Annotated in this window: 18 protein-coding genes; 9 read left to right on the top strand and 9 right to left on the bottom strand. The window is 42.7% G+C overall.

The window, feature by feature from the left end; genetic code table 11:
* Positions 1–38 precede the first annotated feature (38 nt).
* Positions 39–578, bottom strand: coding sequence for a ribonuclease FAU-1 family protein (locus C5695_RS01470; RefSeq protein WP_187441793.1), 540 nt, complete (start codon positions 576–578; stop codon positions 39–41).
* Positions 579–692: 114 nt separating this feature from the next.
* On the opposite strand from C5695_RS01470, the gene C5695_RS01465 reads away from it, so the two are divergent.
* A complete protein-coding gene (locus tag C5695_RS01465; protein WP_117728489.1) occupies positions 693–896 on the top strand; it encodes a hypothetical protein in 204 nt (67 codons plus the stop codon).
* A gap of 46 nt (positions 897–942) precedes the next feature.
* Here C5695_RS01465 and C5695_RS01460 read toward each other — a convergent pair whose 3' ends face one another.
* Entirely contained in the window at positions 943–1,491 is a 549-nt protein-coding gene (locus C5695_RS01460; protein WP_117728487.1) for a GNAT family N-acetyltransferase, read from the bottom strand.
* A gap of 213 nt (positions 1,492–1,704) precedes the next feature.
* On the opposite strand from C5695_RS01460, the gene C5695_RS01455 reads away from it, so the two are divergent.
* Positions 1,705–2,922, top strand: a complete 1,218-nt coding sequence (locus C5695_RS01455; protein WP_117728484.1) for a multidrug effflux MFS transporter — start codon at positions 1,705–1,707, stop codon at positions 2,920–2,922.
* Between the two features lie 86 nt (positions 2,923–3,008).
* On the opposite strand, the gene C5695_RS01450 is transcribed toward C5695_RS01455, so the two are convergent.
* The 5 genes from C5695_RS01450 to C5695_RS01435 all read right to left on the bottom strand — a co-directional run bounded on the left by C5695_RS01450 (position 3,009) and on the right by C5695_RS01435 (position 6,452).
* On the bottom strand, positions 3,009–4,364 hold the full coding sequence (locus tag C5695_RS01450) for an IS1182 family transposase (RefSeq protein WP_117728482.1): 1,356 nt from the start codon (positions 4,362–4,364) through the stop codon (positions 3,009–3,011).
* Between the two features lie 93 nt (positions 4,365–4,457).
* Positions 4,458–4,628, bottom strand: coding sequence for a hypothetical protein (locus C5695_RS20345; protein ID WP_003217225.1), 171 nt, complete (start codon positions 4,626–4,628; stop codon positions 4,458–4,460).
* Positions 4,625–5,212, bottom strand: coding sequence for a DUF1700 domain-containing protein (locus tag C5695_RS01445; RefSeq protein WP_117728479.1), 588 nt, complete (start codon positions 5,210–5,212; stop codon positions 4,625–4,627). Before C5695_RS01445 ends, C5695_RS20345 begins: the two co-directional genes overlap by 4 nt.
* Positions 5,205–5,522 carry a PadR family transcriptional regulator gene (locus C5695_RS01440; RefSeq protein ID WP_117728476.1) on the bottom strand — a complete coding sequence of 106 codons (318 nt, stop codon included), beginning with the start codon at positions 5,520–5,522 and terminating at the stop codon, positions 5,205–5,207. Before C5695_RS01440 ends, C5695_RS01445 begins: the two co-directional genes overlap by 8 nt.
* Before the next feature lie 99 nt (positions 5,523–5,621).
* Complete coding sequence (locus tag C5695_RS01435) at positions 5,622–6,452, bottom strand: YitT family protein (RefSeq protein WP_233230778.1); 831 nt, start codon at positions 6,450–6,452, stop codon at positions 5,622–5,624.
* A gap of 336 nt (positions 6,453–6,788) precedes the next feature.
* On the opposite strand from C5695_RS01435, the gene mmuM reads away from it, so the two are divergent.
* From mmuM to C5695_RS01420, 3 genes are all read left to right on the top strand, one after another.
* A complete protein-coding gene (gene mmuM / locus C5695_RS01430; RefSeq protein ID WP_117728474.1) occupies positions 6,789–7,727 on the top strand; it encodes a homocysteine S-methyltransferase in 939 nt (312 codons plus the stop codon).
* A 39-nt stretch (positions 7,728–7,766) separates the two neighbouring features.
* The gene (gene mmuP, locus C5695_RS01425; protein WP_117728472.1) at positions 7,767–9,170 is read left to right on the top strand and encodes an S-methylmethionine permease; all 1,404 of its coding nucleotides are present in this window, start codon (positions 7,767–7,769) and stop codon (positions 9,168–9,170) included.
* A gap of 121 nt (positions 9,171–9,291) precedes the next feature.
* Positions 9,292–9,912, top strand: a complete 621-nt coding sequence (locus C5695_RS01420) for a hypothetical protein (protein WP_117728470.1) — start codon at positions 9,292–9,294, stop codon at positions 9,910–9,912.
* A 346-nt stretch (positions 9,913–10,258) separates the two neighbouring features.
* Here C5695_RS01420 and C5695_RS01415 read toward each other — a convergent pair whose 3' ends face one another.
* Together C5695_RS01415 and C5695_RS01410 are read right to left on the bottom strand one after the other, a co-directional pair.
* On the bottom strand, positions 10,259–10,741 hold the full coding sequence (locus tag C5695_RS01415; protein WP_117728468.1) for an Ig-like domain-containing protein: 483 nt from the start codon (positions 10,739–10,741) through the stop codon (positions 10,259–10,261).
* Between the two features lie 107 nt (positions 10,742–10,848).
* Positions 10,849–13,518 (bottom strand): S8 family peptidase, encoded by a 2,670-nt coding sequence (locus tag C5695_RS01410; protein ID WP_117728466.1) that lies wholly within the window; start codon positions 13,516–13,518, stop codon positions 10,849–10,851.
* A 179-nt stretch (positions 13,519–13,697) separates the two neighbouring features.
* On the opposite strand from C5695_RS01410, the gene C5695_RS01405 reads away from it, so the two are divergent.
* Genes C5695_RS01405 through mngB form a run of 4 tightly spaced genes read left to right on the top strand, consistent with a single transcriptional unit; the run spans position 13,698 to position 18,392 of the window.
* A complete protein-coding gene (locus tag C5695_RS01405; RefSeq protein WP_233230777.1) occupies positions 13,698–14,219 on the top strand; it encodes a PTS sugar transporter subunit IIA in 522 nt (173 codons plus the stop codon).
* Positions 14,216–14,545, top strand: a complete 330-nt coding sequence (locus C5695_RS01400; RefSeq protein WP_117728464.1) for a PTS fructose transporter subunit IIB — start codon at positions 14,216–14,218, stop codon at positions 14,543–14,545. Before C5695_RS01405 ends, C5695_RS01400 begins: the two co-directional genes overlap by 4 nt.
* Positions 14,546–14,581: 36 nt before the next feature.
* Complete coding sequence (locus tag C5695_RS01395) at positions 14,582–15,700, top strand: PTS fructose transporter subunit IIC (RefSeq protein WP_117728461.1); 1,119 nt, start codon at positions 14,582–14,584, stop codon at positions 15,698–15,700.
* Between the two features lie 28 nt (positions 15,701–15,728).
* Positions 15,729–18,392, top strand: a complete 2,664-nt coding sequence (mngB, locus tag C5695_RS01390; RefSeq protein WP_117728459.1) for a mannosylglycerate hydrolase — start codon at positions 15,729–15,731, stop codon at positions 18,390–18,392.
* Positions 18,393–18,440: the final 48 nt, after the last annotated feature.

The following is an 18,440-nucleotide window of genomic DNA, read 5'->3' as shown; positions in this document are numbered from 1 at the left end:
CAGAAAAAAACGATTCCTCGCTTTAAAGGAATCGTTTTTTATTTCAACATCGGCTCAAACAAGCGGTGATGATATTTCCCTTCGGCATCTGCCCTCACTTGATCAAGTAAGCTTTCTAATGAAGCCATCACACCCTCTAATGCACGACTCACCGAACCTTGTTCAAAATCTGCTAAACTCTCTGGCAATTCATCTTCATCCAATACAAAAAAATCACCATTCGGTAGAACGAGAAGATCAACAATGAGGTCTTCAAACATGACCAGCTGGCCTTTGAAACGTGTATCCCCCACAATATTAAAATAAGACCCTAGTTCCTTCCCTTGATCATCTCTCCAGAAATATAAATTGTAGGGACGATCCTTCCAATAATAGGCGGTCGTATAGCTCCCTTTTGGAATGGTCAAATCCCCATCGCCTGCCTTCATCGTAAATGCTTCTTCAATCTTGTGAAAAAGCACAGCCTGCTCACCATGTACGTCTAACAGCAGACAGGCATGTTCCACAACTTTCTGATCGTATTTGATTTTTCTCTCGATTACTTGATCCCAACGATCGGCCTGTAGCGAAAACAACATGTCACAACTCCCTCTGCATCTAGTTTCTCTCTTTCCAGTATACACCGTTTTTTTTATGAAAAAATAAAGGGTTGCTGCATTCACATCTGGAAGACCTATGATGAGGTGAAATAAATAAACGGAATCACGATTCTTGAAAACCTTACACAGCTTGGACAAATCATCCTCATTTTTTGCGGCTATGCCCTTTATTGGCGGCTGGTGAAAACGAAGAGAGAACGAAAGCTTTCTCCTTATGAGCGCATGTTAAAATTCTTTGTTATGTTCGGTTTCATCTCGTGGGAAGTATCCTATTGGGCGCTTATACTGTGGGCGTAAATTGAAAAAGGAAGAGCTGTCCATAGAGGACGTGCTCTTCCTTTTATTATGCGTGATGTGATGAACCTGCCGTCTGTTCTTTCTGGATGACATATTGATAGCTCTTAACATGCGTTCCATTTTGATTCACAAATTCTTTATCTAATGCGCGCTCAAAGCCCATTCTTTCATATAGACGAATGGCAGCCTGCATTTTATCAGATGTATGAAGGTACAGGACATTTTCGCCCCATGATTGCGTGAGTTCAATGCTTTTACGTAACAATGACTCAGCAATTCCTTTTCCCCTAACATCAGGATCTACTCCTAAAAACCGGACGATGGCTGATGTAATGCCCATTTCAGGTTTGTCATACGCTTGCTCTGATGACCGGAACATTTGAAGCGTCCCGACGACCTTGCTGTCAAGCTCTGCTACAAGCATCAGCTCCATGTTCGGATTATCTACTGCCGCTGCAAGGGCTGCAGAATAATTTTGCCAGCCTTCCTCTGTAAATTGAGGCTCATATTGTGAATAGGATTTGATTAGTACATGCCTGATCGCTTCATGATCTTCTTTGACTGCTTGACGAATAATCAGCTCTTGCTGCTTCAAGTCAGCACCTCCTGTTGTCTTTTGCTGGATATACGTATCATGCAATTTTTGCATGTCGATGACCTTGTTCTTTTCTTACTCATTCAATGTAAAGAGTCTCATTCGAAAGATCAATCATTTTGCACGGAATCCTATTTGAAAATTTTTCATTGAAAAAGAACGCTTGATTCATTATGCTGTGTTGAGGCAGTATACGAGGAGTGTAGCAATCATATGAGTTCTTTATCTTATCCCCAAGAATCGAAAAAAAATCGATTTCTCCTTGCTGCATTGCTTGGGTCATTAACAGCCCTTGCACCGCTTGCAATGGATATGTATTTACCTGCTTTACCTAATATTGCGCGTGATTTTGAAGCGAGCACTGCTTTGTCCCAATTAAGTCTGATGGCTTGTCTGATTGGACTAGCGCTTGGACAGCTGATTGCAGGTCCTATTAGTGATACGATCGGCAGACGAAAACTGCTGATGATCGGCTTAATTATTTTTATCGCTGCATCACTTTTATGTACGGTGGTCACATCCATTTGGACGTTCATCCTTTTAAGATTGATTCAAGGACTCGCTGGTTCAGCAGGCATTGTCATTGCACGAGCCATTGTGCGAGATCATTATGAAGGATCAGAAATGACGAAATTCTTTGCACTGCTGATGTTGGTCAACGGAGTTGCTCCGGCAGCAGCACCTATCGTGGGCGGACAGATTTTACGCTTCACAACATGGCAGGGTGTATTTGTTCTATTAGGAATTCTCGGAGCGCTGATGCTGATAAGATCCATTTTTTCACTAAAAGAAAGTTTACCTGCGGAACGCAGACAGACTGGGGGCTTTCAACAGATTGTTGGCGCCATGAAAATTTTAGCGAGTGACCGTCTCTTTGTAGGATATGCCCTCTCGCAAGGTCTTGTATTCGCAGCGATGTTTGCTTATATTTCTGGCTCACCGTTTGTGCTCCAGGAGCTTTTCCACCTTTCTCCACAAGGATTCAGTGCTGCCTTTGCGGTGAATAGTCTTGGCATTATCACGGCTGGACAAGTATTTGCCCGCGTGGCAGCGAAAATAGGTGAAGAGAAAGTCCTTCGTATTGGATTGCTGACAGCTGCCTTAGGCGGCGTTGCCTTATTTTTGATGATCTCCATTGATGCAGGATTGTATGGCATTCTTATTCCGCTCTTTTTTGTGGTCTCAAGCGTCGGGATTGTCGGCACCTCTGCCCCGTCTCTTGCGATGCAGCATCACGGCGCGCATGCTGGAAGTGCAGCCGCACTCATCGGTGTGGCACAAATGCTGCTAGGCGCCTGCATGACGCCTCTTGTCGGACTAGCGGGAAGCCAAACAGCCTTTCCAATGGGCCTGATCATTATGCTTTGTGAACTAGGTGCACTTTGCTGTTATTTCTTCTTTGTAGCCAGAGCAACAAAAAGACCCGCATAAGCGGGTCACAGACCGTAGACAAACCCCACCTTTACTTCAAGTAAAAGTGGGGTTTTCATATTTTTTTGATAAAAACATCATGTGTTTTACGCTGGACATGGTCCTTTCCATGTCCAGTTTGCTAGCTTTTTGAGATTCATGGCAGCGAAAGTAAGCATCGCCTGCATTGAAACTTTTTTGAGTCCACGAAGTTTCGTCCAACGCATACCATGCTTTTCTTTTGCATCCGCAAAAACGCGTTCTATTGTTTCTTTCCGTTTTGCATAAATGTCTTTATTCATTTGTGTCAGTCTCAGATGGTCTGCTTCATCTAGATAGTCCTGCCAAATATGCCGATGAATTTGTTTGGTGTGATTTTGACTTTGTGTACATTTATCTAAATATGAGCAGGACTTACATATCTCTGAATCAGACGCATATTGCTTATAGCCTTCTCTAGTCGTTGTACGATAAGAGAGAATTTGCCCGTTGGGGCAAATGTAACAATCAAAATATGCATCATATACGTATTCACTCTTTTTCAAATAACCAGCTTTTGTTCTTGGACGAGTGTAAGGCATGACAGGTCTTATCTCTTGATCCATTAAAAACTTAGCGAGATAAGGTGTTTTATATCCCGCATCTACTGCGACTACATTTGGTTTTCCGACTTTCTCTGATACCTCTGATACGAGTGAATCCAACATACGACTATCATGAACATTTCCGCCTGTGACCAACGAGCCTAAAATAAATCCTTTTGAATCACAAGCTGTATGAAATGAATAAGCAAATGACTTTTCACGTTCATCCTTTACATAGTAGCCACTTTCTGGGTCAGTCGTGCTAACTTTAACTTCTTTTGTTTCTTCTTTATTCTGTAGGGGTAAGGGCTTTTTTCCATGTTCTTCACGATCAATATTGATCTCCTCATGGAGCTGATTTTGATAACTTCTCGTCTCTACTCGAACGACTTTCTTTTCAAGTTTCTTCTTATTGGCATTCGCCTTGACATGAGTGGAATCAATGAAGGCAATTGAAGGGTCAACGAACCCTTTTTTCATCGCTTCTCTTAAGATTCGATAAAAAATTTGTTCAAATAAATCTGTATCGTGGAAGCGTCTCACGTAGTTTTTACCGAAGGTAGAAAAGTGCGGGATTTTCTCCGAAAACCCATATCCAATAAACCAACGATAAGCCACGTTAGTTTCAATTTCTTTAATGGTTTGACGCATAGAGCGAATACCAAATAGATATTGGATTAAGACCATCTTAATGAGAACAACAGGATCAACACTTGGTCTACCATTGTCGGAACTATAATGATCTTTGACAAGATCATAAATGAAGTCAAAATCGATTGCTTGATCTATTTTCCGTACAAGATGATCTTGAGGCACTAATTCATCTAAAGCCACTACTTCTAATTGGTTTCGTCTTTCTTCTTCACGTTTGGATAACATGTTCATCCCCCACAGACTTGTGTTATTACCCTTATTATACAAAAAAGCTTGTAGACTTTGTCTACAAGCTGAGACCCGCATAAGCGGGTCTATTTATGGCTTGCTCCAATTGATGGTGCGGAACACATTGTTCTGGTCATTGTTGTGATATGCATCTAGGTCAAAGCCTGATAGTCCAAAACCAATTGCCATGACAATTCCTCCGGCAACGGTGAAGATGATCCCCCATTTAATGCATTGCTTTTTTAAATCATTCACGTTCATACTCTCACAACCTTCTTTTTAAACATTCCCATGAATGCCTTTGTGGTTTGAAAAGTCATTTGAATAAATAGCTGTGTCAAATACACCGTGGCAATGCCGCATAATAATCCGACACCTAATAAAAGAATACCAACTCCGATCTGCGTCACCACCACATGCAAACCGTCCTGAAAGATAAACGGAGAACCAATGATGCTCCAAAAACCGCCAAGCAGACCAACTAGCGTCATTGTTCCTGTCACGAGTGGAATGCACCAAATCACCATATACACAGAAAGAATCAGCAGGAAGACTGTTGCAAGAATACTGCCCCATAACGGAAAGCCTAAAATGAGGATGGAGAGCCTTGTGGCTTTTTCTCCAAACGTCGGCACCTGAATGGTTTTGATTCCTTGTTCCTTCAAAATCCCTTCAGCAATAATGGCAGGCTGACCCACTTGATGAACTGCCTCCTGTTCACTGTAGCCATCTTCCTGATAATCCTCGATCATTTCATCGTAATACTCGATGAACCGATCACTTTCTTTTTCACCTAGACGATGCAGGTGCTTCTCTAAGCTAGCTAAAAATTCTTTTTTATTCATTACCCTGTCCTCCAGAAATAAAGTCGTAAATCGCCATCACTTGATCCCATTCCGCTAAAAACTGTGCCATATGCTCACGGCCGCTCTTTGTCATTCGATAGTACTTTCTTAATCGACCGTTATATTCCTGGGAATAGGTCTCCACATAATTGTTTTGCTCTAACCGCTTTAATATCGGATACAATGTCGATTCTGAAATCTCAATACAATGGGACATATCTTTAATGATTTGATAACCATAGGAATCGCCATTCTTTAATACCGCCAGTACACAAAATTCCAGTAAGCCTTTTTTTAATTGTGCATTCATGATTACAACTCCTAACTATATATACTATACAATACATAGTATAATGTGACAAGAGGTATAACACATAAAAAAAAAGACCCTTTTTGGATCTTTTCAGATTTATATATTCACAAATCCTTCTCCGAACACATCACGCACGTCATGGACAACAACGAATGCGTCTCGATCAATTTTCTTAATGATTTTCTTTAAACGCATAAGCTCTTGCTTTTGAATGACTGCATAGAGAATTTCCTTCGATTCCTTTGAATAATGACCGCGGCCGTTTAAAATCGTCACGCCTCGATCCAAAGTGTGGTTGATTTCTTCGGCAATATCATCTTTGCATGAAGAAATAATCGTCACTGCTTTTTTCGTGTTAAGCCCTTCTATGACGAAGTCCATCACCTTTGTTCCCACATAAAGCATCACAATCGTGAACATTAGTTTTTCCGCACCAATAATAAAGTAGGAAGCAAATACGACGATTAGATCAAAGAATAAGATGGCATAGCTTACATTCCAGTCTAAATACTTGTTGGCAATTCTACCGAGAATGGCAGAACCAGCTGTTGTACCGCCTGCTCTTAGCACAAGACCAATCCCAATTCCGATGATAATCCCTGCGAAAATGGCCCCAATAATCATTTCGTGAACATTCACGACCCATGTTGTGGTCAGGTGTAAAAATAGGGAGTTACTTGCGACAGCAACCACAGTATAGATCGTCGTCTTTTTGTCCAAATATTTATACCCCACAAGTAGCAAAATGGCATTAAACACCAGATTCGTTAGCCATGGTGCAATATCAAACAAATAATAGAAAATGATGGACAGTCCCGTTACACCGCCTTCACCAAATTCAAGTGGAATGACAAACATATTCACTGCTGCGGCAAATAAAAAAGAACCAATTAGAATCATTGCGATATCTTTTACACATTTTTTCAATTTCTTCTTTCCTCCTTTTTAAAGCAAATAAAAAACCCTCTTTCTGCACGAAAGAAGACAGTCGTTGGACAAAATAAAAATCAAAAGACAGCGCCTTTTGATGAAGCTTTCTGAAATGAACCTTTTCATAATATATATCTCTTTTTAGAGGCTGTCAATGACTTGGTTTTCTATTATTTTGACTGCATGTTTATACACTGAAACCCGCATATTTTCAGGGTTTTTCCGAGGTGTGATGCTTGTTCCACTCCTTGACAAAAACACTTTAGTCATTTAAACTACTGCCTCATATCATATCCATTATTTCCGATCTAAAAAGGAGGGTGTTCAATTCCGATGAATCCTATTCAAAGCCGTTTACAGGCTCACGCACCTTTGATTTTAGATGGTGCACTTGCAACAGAGCTTGAACGAAAGGGCTGCGATTTAAACGACAGTTTATGGTCAGCCAAAATACTCATTGAACAGCCAGAATTGATTCAGCAAGTACACTTGGATTATTTCCAAGCCGGTGCTGACTGTGCCACAACAGCCAGCTACCAAACAACGATTGATGGCTTCGCTGAAAAAGGCTATACAAAAGAAGAAGCGCTTGAACTGATGAAACGATCTGTCTCTTTAGCAAAAGATGCACGAGATCTGTTTTGGCAGGATGAAACGCATCGTAAAGGTCGGACAAAACCATTTGTTGCAGGATCTGTGGGGCCATTCGGCGCTTATTTGTCTGATGGTTCAGAATATAAGGGAAATTACGGACTTACGGAGCAGGCGCTCATTGATTTTCACAGACCAAGGATTCAGGCATTAGTAGAAGCTGGTGCAGATATTCTTGCGTGTGAAACGATCCCTTGTCTCATTGAAGCAACGGCCATCGCAAAGCTGCTGCAAGATGAATTCAGTGGTGTATCTGCTTGGATCACCTTCAGTGCAAAGGACGAGCTCCACATTAGTGAAGGTGATTTGCTCAAAGATTGTGTACAAGCTTTGGAACCTTATGAACAGATCGCTGCTGTTGGCGTTAACTGTACGCCGCCGCAATTTATCTCTTCTCTCATTCAAGAGATGAAAAAGGGGACAAGCAAGCCGATTGTCGTATATCCAAACTCAGGAGAATTATATGATCCTGAAGAAAAGGTATGGAGCGGGGATACGCCTCAGCATACATTTGGTGAATGTGCGCATCAATGGTACAAAGACGGCGCACATATCATCGGCGGCTGCTGCCGGACAACCCCAGAAGATATCACAGACATCTTAAAACTAACAACATCATAGCATCATCACACATACTTCTAAGCAAAAGGGCGGGAAGACATGGAACAAGTAAAAGATGAGTCACAACAATATCAACGAAAAATGACGAGCCGCCACCTATTCATGCTTTCTCTAGGCGGCGTCATTGGAACAGGACTCTTTTTAAGCTCTGGGTATACCATCAATCAGGCAGGACCTGCCGGAACGATCCTCGCCTATCTTGTCGGGGCATTAATTGTGTACCTCGTGATGCTCTGTTTAGGTGAGCTGTCTGTCGCCATGCCGGTTACAGGGGCGTTTCATACGTATGCAACAAAATATATTGGACCCGGCACAGGCTATACAGTCGCTTGGCTCTACTGGCTGACATGGACGGTGGCACTTGGTTCGGAATTTACAGCAGCAGGTCTTTTAATGCAGCGCTGGTTCCCAGACACATCGGTTTGGATGTGGAGCGGCGTCTTTGCTCTTCTTATCTTTTTACTCAATGCGTTTACAGTTAAGTTTTTTGCAGAATCAGAGTTTTGGTTTTCCAGCATTAAAGTAATGGCTATTATTCTCTTTATTATTCTTGGCGGAGCTGCGATGTTTGGCTTGATTCCATTAAAAGGCGGTGAAGCCGCTCCGTTTTTTTCTAACTTCACTGGAGAAGACGGACTTTTCCCAAATGGATTTTTACCGATTTTAATGACGATGCTTGCCGTCAATTTTGCTTTTTCAGGTACGGAGTTGATTGGGATTGCTGCGGGTGAGAGTGTTAATCCTGACGAGACCATTCCAAGAGCGATTCGCACAACCGTATTGCGTCTTGTCCTGTTTTTCGTTGGAACGATCGTGGTCTTAGCCGGTTTGATTCCAGTGGAAGAAGCGGGAGTGATCAAAAGTCCATTTGTCGTGGTGTTTGATCGAATCGGGATTCCATATGCCGCAGATTTCATGAATTTTGTCATTTTAACAGCGATCTTATCTGCCGCAAACTCAGGACTATACGCGTCATCCCGTATGCTTTGGTCTCTTTCTGAAGAACGGACACTTCCTAAGAAACTGGCGAAGCTGACATCAAAAGGGATTCCTTTGAATGCACTGATTTTAAGTATGATCGGCGGTATTCTTTCCTTGCTATCGAGTGTCATCGCACCAGAAACGGTATATCTTGTCCTTGTCTCGATCTCTGGGCTGGCTGTTGTCGTCGTATGGATGGGGATTGCTGCCTCACAGTTGATGTTTCGGAAAAGATTTTTACAGGAAGGCGGACAGCTCCATGATTTATCCTTTCGAACCCCGCTCTATCCAGTGGTTCCGATTGCTGCCTTCTTCCTGTGTCTTGCCTCTGTGATCGGCATTGCCTTTGATCCAAATCAGCGGATCGCCCTCATCTGCGGCATCCCTTTCATCGCGCTCTGCTATGCTGCCTATTATGTGACAGCTTGGATACAGAAAAAACGTGAAGAACCTGGTGTATAACGCCAGGTTTTTTCTATGAAAATAGTCTGACAAAAAAGGATATCACTAGTAAAAGAAGCACACTTTGGTATATGATAGGAATCTATGATTCTCAGGATGAACCAAGGGAGTTGTCACTATTATGGAAATGACTATTACAAGAGCATTAAGTGAACTGAAAATGTTAGATAAGAGAATCAACCGAACTGTTGATGAAGCCGTACTTGGTGGATTGATGATCGGGAAACATATACAGCACGGGTTTCAACAGCAAGAAGAAATCGAAAAGAAAGCGAAGGCTGATGACCAATCGATTCAAGCATTAATCAAGCGCAGGAATGCTATCAAATCAGCCATCGTTGTGTCGAATGCAACGACAACGATTGATGTAGCGGGTGTCAGCATGACAGTGGCGGAAGCGATTGAACGGAAGACATCGATAGAATACGATATTCGTTATTTACGGAAATTGAAAAAGGTGTACACAGAGCTAGTAGACAAAGCAGAACAAACCAATGCAGATGTAAAGAAGAGGCTCGATCAGCATTTAGAAACCTTGTTTGGAAAAGATGGAAAAACACAAGCGGCTGCCAACCAAGAGATCGTCAAGTCGTTTCTCGCTGAAAATGAGGCAACGATCATCGATCCGCTTCATCTTCGAGTGAAGATTGAAAAGCTCTCGACCGAAATTGAGGATTTTCAAATGGAAGTTGATTTTTCCTTGTCAGAAAGCAATACGCTGACGAAAATACAGATCGATTAACAGATTTTGTTAGTGAGCCGAAAATCGATAGAACTAAACACCTCCGAGGGAAAGGTTATTCCCTCCTCATCTGATCATCTCTGGATGATCCTTGATAAAAGCTCAAAGCTGAAAGTTCAAGGATCAACGTTCAAGTGTGAAAGTTCTTATCCATCAAAGCTCAGAATTAAAAATTTAACGCTCGATCGAATCTGGGAATCACGGCTCATGAGTGTTTGTTTATCGACTCTTTCGGTTGCCGCCCAGCAGGTTTGCTAACAAAAAGAAAAGGATGTCACATGAGAACATCCTTTTTTTCTATATAAAAAAACGACAAGGCTTTCGCCAAGTCGCCTCTTCTAGTAGATTAGTAACGTGATGTATATGCCAAATGGTACACACTTGTGACATTTGAAGAAAGCTTGATGTCGTTTGAAGTGAACGTCACTGGAACGATATCGTAGTAATGTGTAGACCAGCCTGCATTATTGTATGATTGGTAGCCTGCACCGGCAGGAACTTGAAACGTCAGTGAAAATTGTCCATTTACGTCTGTTGTGCCTGTCGCTGTTTGAGCATATGATTTGATTGCTGCTTCAAAATAAAGCTGGATCGGCTGATTGGGCATGAGATTTCCACTTGCATCTTTTAGCGTTCCTTTAAACGTAGCTGGATAATAAGAACCCACGCGATATTTACTGCCATAGCCGTAATTCACTAAACCACTATCGGCTGCTGTGACACTTGTTACTTGAACGGATGCTGGTACTGCTCCTGTTTCCTCTGCATGTGCAAATGTTGGGAATACGAGAAGCAATGATAGAAAGAAAGCAAACATGATTTTTTTCATCGATAAATCCTCCTTTTTTTTCCTACTATATTACTATCGACATTAATTGGTATTTTTCCAGTATCAAACAAAAAAACTTCCCTTTTTTTGAAAGGGAAGCTCTCCTCTTACTTTTTCACAACAACAACTTTCACCGCTTTACTTTCTCTTTTTCTCACATCTGAAGCGGTCACATACAAGACTGTTTTGGCTTTTTGCGGCTTGATTTTAGCCGTAAATGAACCCTTGCTGTTGGTTTTCACCGTTTTGATGATTTTCTTTGATTTGTTTTTCACTTTAATGGTCAATCCTGCACCCGCAGTCCCTTTGACCGTTTTACTTTTGATCGTTACTTTGCCCACTTTCGGCTTAGCTGGTGCTTTGCCTTTTTTGACGACTGTTTTAAGCGTTGTTGCGGCCTTTCCTTTTGAAATCTTAATGTGAAGAACTTTGTTTTTGTTCTGATGCTTGATCTTCACACTAAAGGTTCCATTTTTGCCTGCTGTCCCTTTTCCAAGTAGAGTTTTACCTCTATACACAGAAATAGCAGAGCCAGCCTTTGCTTTACCTGTTACCTTTTGATGCTGATCCTCCACTTTGCTCACAGATGCATTTAGTTCGACAGCACTTAAAGCAGCAAATGCATTCAGTCTGCCATGTCCTGTCATCCAATCGATCCCTGGAATTTTTGGATCGACAATAGGCTCTTCATTTTCGTCATAGAAAACGTCATCTGTTCCATCAACAGAAGTAAAGGAGATGTTATCGGCTGTACTTTGCAAAATATTCCTTACTTGATTCGGCTTCAAGGTTGGATTTTTAGACAGCAGTAATCCTGCTGCCGCTGCCACATATGGTGTCGCCATTGATGTCCCGCTCAGATATGAGACATTTCCATCTGGCATTAAGCTTGGAATATCAGATCCTGGTGCAGACATGCTCAGTCCTTTGCCGTAGCTTGAGAACTCAGCGCCAATATCCATACGGTTGCTTGCACCAATAGCCATTGCGTACTTTGAAGTCGCAGGGTAGCCCATTTCGGGAACGCCATCATTTCCACTCGCCACGACCACTAGGACATTCCTTTGCGCAGCATAGTTCATTGCATATTCAATCACCCTACTGTAGTAGCCGCCAAGGCTCATGTTGATGACCTTTGCGCCTTTGTCCACAGCATGCTTGATTCCAAGTGCAATATGCTCTGTATCTCCAAAGCCATAGGCATCGAGTACCTTCACCGGAATGATGCCCGTATGTTGATTGAGACCTGCCATTGAGTAATGGTTATCGGCTTTTGCGGCAATGATGCCAGCCACATGTGTCCCGTGTCCATTGTCATCAATCGCATCTTTGTTTCGTCCAATGAGATTCGCACCTAAGTCCGTACGAACAGTCCCGCTTAAATCAGTCAAACGGCTGTCTACACCTGTATCCACAACAGCAATTAATGTTTGCTTCATTTTGCTTGTGCCAATCAGTGTATTCATTTGTTCAAACTTCACATCAGCGCCTTTTTTCCCGCTGTTTTGCGCACTGTTTTTCAGCGGCCACTGGTAACCATACTGCGCGTCATTGCTGAGTGCACGGTAGGTTTGAACAGGCTCTGCAAATTCAACATTCGGCATACTGGACAGTTTTCTTGCAGTGGTTTTAATGACAGCTTTGCCTGCTTTTAAAGTTTTTCCAGCTGATTCTTGCCCTGCTGGCACATCATAGACATACATTCCTTTAAATAAGGGACTTACTGACTGAGATGTCACTCGATTTTCTTGGATTCCATAGCCTTTCATCTTCTTTTTCGCAGATTGAAGCGTTTGGCCATCCTTTAATTTAAAAATGATCTTATTCGTCTTCACTTTCTCTTCTTTTACAAGCTTTTGCTTCTCTAATACATAACCAATCGATTTTCCTTCAAGGTGATCGAGTCCAATGCGTTGACTCACTACTTCTAATTCCTTTTTTAAATAGGCCGGACTTGCTTCTTTGAGCATATCAAAAAGGGAACGAATCGCCTGTTGTTCTTTCTGCGTCACGATATGACCGCTATATGCACCATTTTTCTCTACATCATTTAGCAGTGACTTTAATGTCAGCAGATGATTGTATACCTTTTGCTGCTCATTTTTTTGTTTGATAAGCTTCGATTTGAGAAACGGCTTTGTCTTTTGTAGCAAGCGGCTCAGCTTCTGTCCATTTGCTGTTTCATTAAACCGTTTATCTTCAATTGTACGAATCGATTGAAGAATTTCGCGCCCGTATTTTTTCTCAATAATAATGATGTCAGGCTCATCGTCTTCAGAGAACACTGGTTCAGAAGGCGGTAGATTAGCTCCTTTATACCCGATTGTATAGGCCGCATCCTCTTCCTCATCACGGCTGTCTTCCTCCGAACCTAAATAGAGTACTTTGACAAAGTAAGGACCTGACCATGCATGCGGGAAGTCGATCTCTGCCTCTCCACTTGCTGTGTCCACACGATATCTGGAATAAGTGTCATCCTTCATCGCTCTGTCCTTACTTGGATAGACCGATATGGACAACACTTGTTTACTTTTTACAGAAATTTTCATATGCGTATGCTTTGCCACCTCTTGTGCAGATGGCGTGATTTGATACCATGACTCTTCATTCTCATTCTGTAGTGTACCTGAGATGACTTCACCATTTTTTAACCCAATGGCTTCATTGACAGTTGTTCCATTACTCGCAGCTGCTGCCTCGTATCCAGGTAATGCAGCCATACAAAGAATGATGGCCATGAGTACGATCACACAGGATTTGACCTGCTTTTTGAACATGAAAAGACCCCCTTATCTTTTATGATACCTTGGAAGAATATCACAGAAATATATTTAGTAGCATTTGTTTTTCGCATAATTAAACTCGTTTTAAGCTAGGATTTGAGATATACAAATAGCAAGATGAATAGCTTCATAAACTTTTTGCCATTTCAAACGGAAAATGATGCTATTTAACCATGACAAAAAGTACATTACAATCAACTTGTAAGCGCTTAACAAACAAGAGAGAAGGGATCAGCTTGTTCCAAAAGGATCATGTTTTCACACAAGTAAACGGACGATCAAAGAATGAGATTTTACAATACATTGCCGAGAAAGCTGAAGACCTTCAGATTACAAACGATCAGGCGGGGTTATTATCCGATTTGTTGACGCGCGAAGACGAAGTCTCAACAGGACTTCAGCAAGGCTTCGCCATTCCTCATACAAAAAGCTCCGCTGTTCAAACGGCCTCACTTCTTTTTTTAGAGTTAGAACAGCCTATTGAATGGGGAAGCTTCGACGACTTGCCCACAAGCTATTTATTTACACTGCTTGTTCCATTAGAAGAAGCAAATGTCACACACCTGAAATTACTGTCAGGCATTGCGACCAGCCTCATGGAACCTGCTTTCATCGAAAAGATTCAACCAGGTCAAACCGCTGACTATTATTACGAAGTCATTGAACAACAATTGAAAGAGGGGATTACACAATGAAAATTGTCGGTGTCACTTCATGTCCAGCAGGGTTAGCTCATACACCAATGGCAGCAAAGGCGTTAGAGAATGCGGGTAAACAGCTCGGACACGAGATCAAAATCGAGCAGCAAGGAATTATGGGACAGGTGAATGGCATTTCAGCAGAGGAAGCAAAGCAAGCAGACCTTTGTATCATCGCCTCCAATCAGCATATCAACGATGCGGAACGTTTCTCAGGCATTCCCACTGTACGTGTCGAGATCGGACGCGCCTTAAAAAATGCCGAGCAAATCATCACAAAAGCTGTAGCACTAGTTGAAAAGAAAAAATCTGAATCTCAATGAACGTGAGCAATGCCATATAGAAAGGAGCAAAGCAAAATGAAAGCAAAATTAAAAGTCATTGAAGGCCATCTCATGACCGGTATTTCTTATATTCTTCCTGTAATCATTGGTGCCTCCCTTATCGTTGGTTTGGCAAAATTAGTCGGATTAGGGTTTGGTGTTTCAGATTTAAACGCCTATAAGGATGCTGGCGGCATTTTACACGGGGCTTATTTAATGGAGCAGGTTGGCTGGACAGGTATTGGCTTAATGAACGTCCTGCTCGCCGGATTTATCGCCTATTCGATTGCGGATAAATCAGGGCTTGCCGCCGGCTTCATCGGTGGTGCCCTTGCCAGCTCAACAAATGCTGGATTTATCGGTGCCGTTATTGCAGGCTTCTTCGCAGGATATGTCGCTCTTTTTGTGAAACGGAAAATTCAAATTCAAGGCTCCGCAGCCGGACTTGTTCCTCTGCTCATCTTACCGCTCATTACCGTTGGCTTAACTGGACTTCTCATGTCCGTTCTGCTGGGCGGGCCATTAGGCGCTTTGAACACGGCTTTAATTGAATGGATCAAAGGTATGGTCGCTGACGGGACAAGCACACTCGCACTCGCCTTGATTTTAGGCGCAATGATTGGATTCGATCTTGGCGGCCCAGTGAATAAATCTGCTTGGATGGCCGGTAACGCGCTCTTCCTATCAGGCGTCTACCTTCCTGCCATTCTCGTCAATATTGCGATTGTCATTCCGCCGCTTGGATACGGGCTTGCAACATTGATTCGAAAACGCAATTTCTCACCAACCTTTAGAGAAGCAGGACGTGGGGGTCTTGTCATGGGCATTATCGGCATTACAGAAGGGGCGATTCCTTTTACCCTCGTCAATCCTTTGAAATTAATTCCGCTGAATGTCGTCGCTTGTGCTGCCGGAAGTGGTGTTGCTGCGTTATTAGGTGTCCATGACATCATGCCGCCAATTGGCGGGCTATACGGATTCTTCTCAGTCGGAAACTGGTGGGCTTATTTAATCGGAGCTCTTACCGGCGCACTCGTCATCGGAATTGGTGCCAACCTGCTTGTGAACTTCTCTGAGAAAAAAGAACCGAAAAAACCAGAACATGACCAGAAGCAGAAAGAAGAAGACGATTTTGACCTTGTGCTAGAAGGATAATTTGAACAAAGAAAGGTGTCGTTAATCAATGACTGTCAATGTACATGTGATTCCACATACTCACTGGGACCGGGAATGGTATTTCACCACCTCCCGCTCCCGTATCTACTTAATGAAAAGCGTAATGGACATATTGGACACCCTTGAAACAGACGAAAGGTTCCATTATTTCATGCTCGATGCACAGGCATCCTTATTGGATGATTACTTGAAATGGCGCCCTGAGGATGAAAATCGAATCAAAAAGCTCGTCACAGCCAAACGTCTCATCATCGGCCCATGGTATACCCAAACTGACCAGCTCGTCATTTCAGGTGAATCCATTGTACGGAACCTGCAATATGGAATTGAACGCTGTCAGCAGTTCGGTCATGTGATGAAGGTAGGCTATGTCCCTGATTCCTTCGGTCAATCCGCGCAAATGCCTCAAATTTACCGCGGCTTCGGCATTGTGGATACGGCTTTTTGGCGCGGCGTTTCAGACCATATGACGAATCACACTGAATTCAATTGGCAAGGGGCTGACGGCAGTGAGGTCTTTGCGGTGAACCTGCCATTTGGCTACTATTACGGTGGAAATATTCCTGAAAAAGACGAGGACTTACAAGCCTTTTTATCTGAAAAAATCGGTGCGCTGCAAGCAAAGGCCACCACAAAGAATGTCTATTTCCCAAATGGCTTTGACCAGGCACCGATTCGCAAAAACCTGCCTGATCTATTAGAAAAAGCCAATGAACTAGACGAGCATAACTATCAAATCAGTAGTTTAGAAGATTACATCGCAGCAGTGAAAAAAGAGCGAACATCCTTTGAAACATTAGAAGGTGAGCTCATTCATGCAAAGCATATGCGGATTCACAAATCTATTTTTTCAACACGAGCTGATTTAAAAATCTTAAACAACCAAATTGAAAACTATCTCGTCAATGTGATGGAGCCTATCCTCACGATCAGCTATTCACTCGGACACGACTATCCGCATGATACGGTTCGCGATATTTGGTACCTCATGTTTGAAAATGCAGCGCATGACAGCATTGGTGGCTGTAATAGTGATACGACGAATCAAGATGTCTTCTTCCGCTACAAGCAAGCAAAAGAAATCGCCGAGAACCTTGTAGACTTACACATGCGTCTCATCGCTATTCGACTGCAAACCGAGCAGGAGATCACGTTTACTTTATTTAATACACTGCCTTCAAAGCGTTCTGAAGTCATTGAAGTTGAAACCTTTATCACGGAACGTCCTTTTACACTAAAAGATGCCAATGGAAAAACGCTTCACTACACAGTAAAAAGCAAAACCGATGTCACAGATTATGTGCTGGCACAGCAAATTTCACTTAATCCAAGTAAAAATGTGTACATGCCAAAACAAGTATGGAAAGCTGTTTTACTGATCGAAGCGGCCAACTTACCATCCGTTGGTTATTCGCAAGTCAGTATGGTCTTCGATGAAACAAGTGAATCGGCATGGGAACAAACAGAAGGACGCACGATTGAAAATACGTATTACCGCATTGTGGCAAATGACAACGGATCGCTAGACATCACAGATAAACAAACAGGCCGGATTTTCTCTGAGCAAATGATCTTTGAAGACAATGGAGACGATGGGGATTCCTACAACTATTCCCCACCGCGCGAAGATCTGTATGTGTCATCTAAGAATCTATCTTCGGCAGACATGACAGTATCGAAAAGTGGCCTGCAGGAAGAGCTCACCATCCAGCTTCGTCTCACTGTCCCATATAACTTAGAAGAGCGTTCTCAGCAATCGGTCACGACTTCACTCCCGATCACAGCGAAGGTGGCATTAAACAAAGATGAGTCTATCATCCGTTTTCATGTCGATGTCGACAATCATGCGTTAGATCATCGTCTGCGTGTCCTCTTTGATACAGGCATTGCATCAAGCGTTTCACTGAGCGATCAGCAATTTGGCACCATCGAACGCCCAACAGAACTTACACAAGAGCTTGAATGGTGGAACAATGAACATTGGGAAGAAAAGCCGATCACCATTGAACCGATGCAATCCTTTACCGCACTTCGTGATGAAACATATGGTGTCGCTCTATTAACAGACTGCGTGAGAGAATACCAAATCACAGGAGAGGGCTACACAACGATTGCGTATACGCTCTTCCGCTGCTTCGGAAAAATGGGGAAAGAAAACCTGCTTTACCGTCCAGGACGCGCATCTGGTGAAAAAATTGTTGAGACACCTGACGCTCAGCTTCAAGGGGCGCTGTCGTTCTCCTTCGGCATGCACTATAGCAAAGACGCAGTCAGCGAGGGCCATTTAGCACAGCTTGCCAAACGGTATACCACCCCAGTTCAATGCTACGAACGGGCGGATTTTTTAAACGGGCGTTTAATTTTCTCTTTCCGAGATGAAAAAGAAGACTTACAATCTACTTATAGCCTGCTTGACATTGAGACAGACGGAGCCATTCTAAGCGCTCTGAAAAAAGAAGAGCATGGAACAGGCATTGTCATCCGTCTCTTCAATCCATTTTTAACGCGTCAAACAGCCGCTTCAATCAATAGTTCATCTCTACAGCACGGAGAAACAGCGAATTTAGGCGAAACACCTGAAGGACATATACTCAAAGCACAACATGGATCATTACACATTGAACCGCTCACACCTTGTCAGGTACAAACCTACATTGTAAAGAAAAAATGAACATGTAGGGGCGGGGTCCATTTGGATTCCGCCCCTCTTTAATGGAGG

Origin of the sequence: Bacillus pumilus (assembly GCF_003431975.1) — a bacterium.
GTDB lineage: Bacteria > Bacillota > Bacilli > Bacillales > Bacillaceae > Bacillus > Bacillus pumilus_N.
This window is presented reverse-complemented; position numbering and strand designations above follow the sequence as displayed.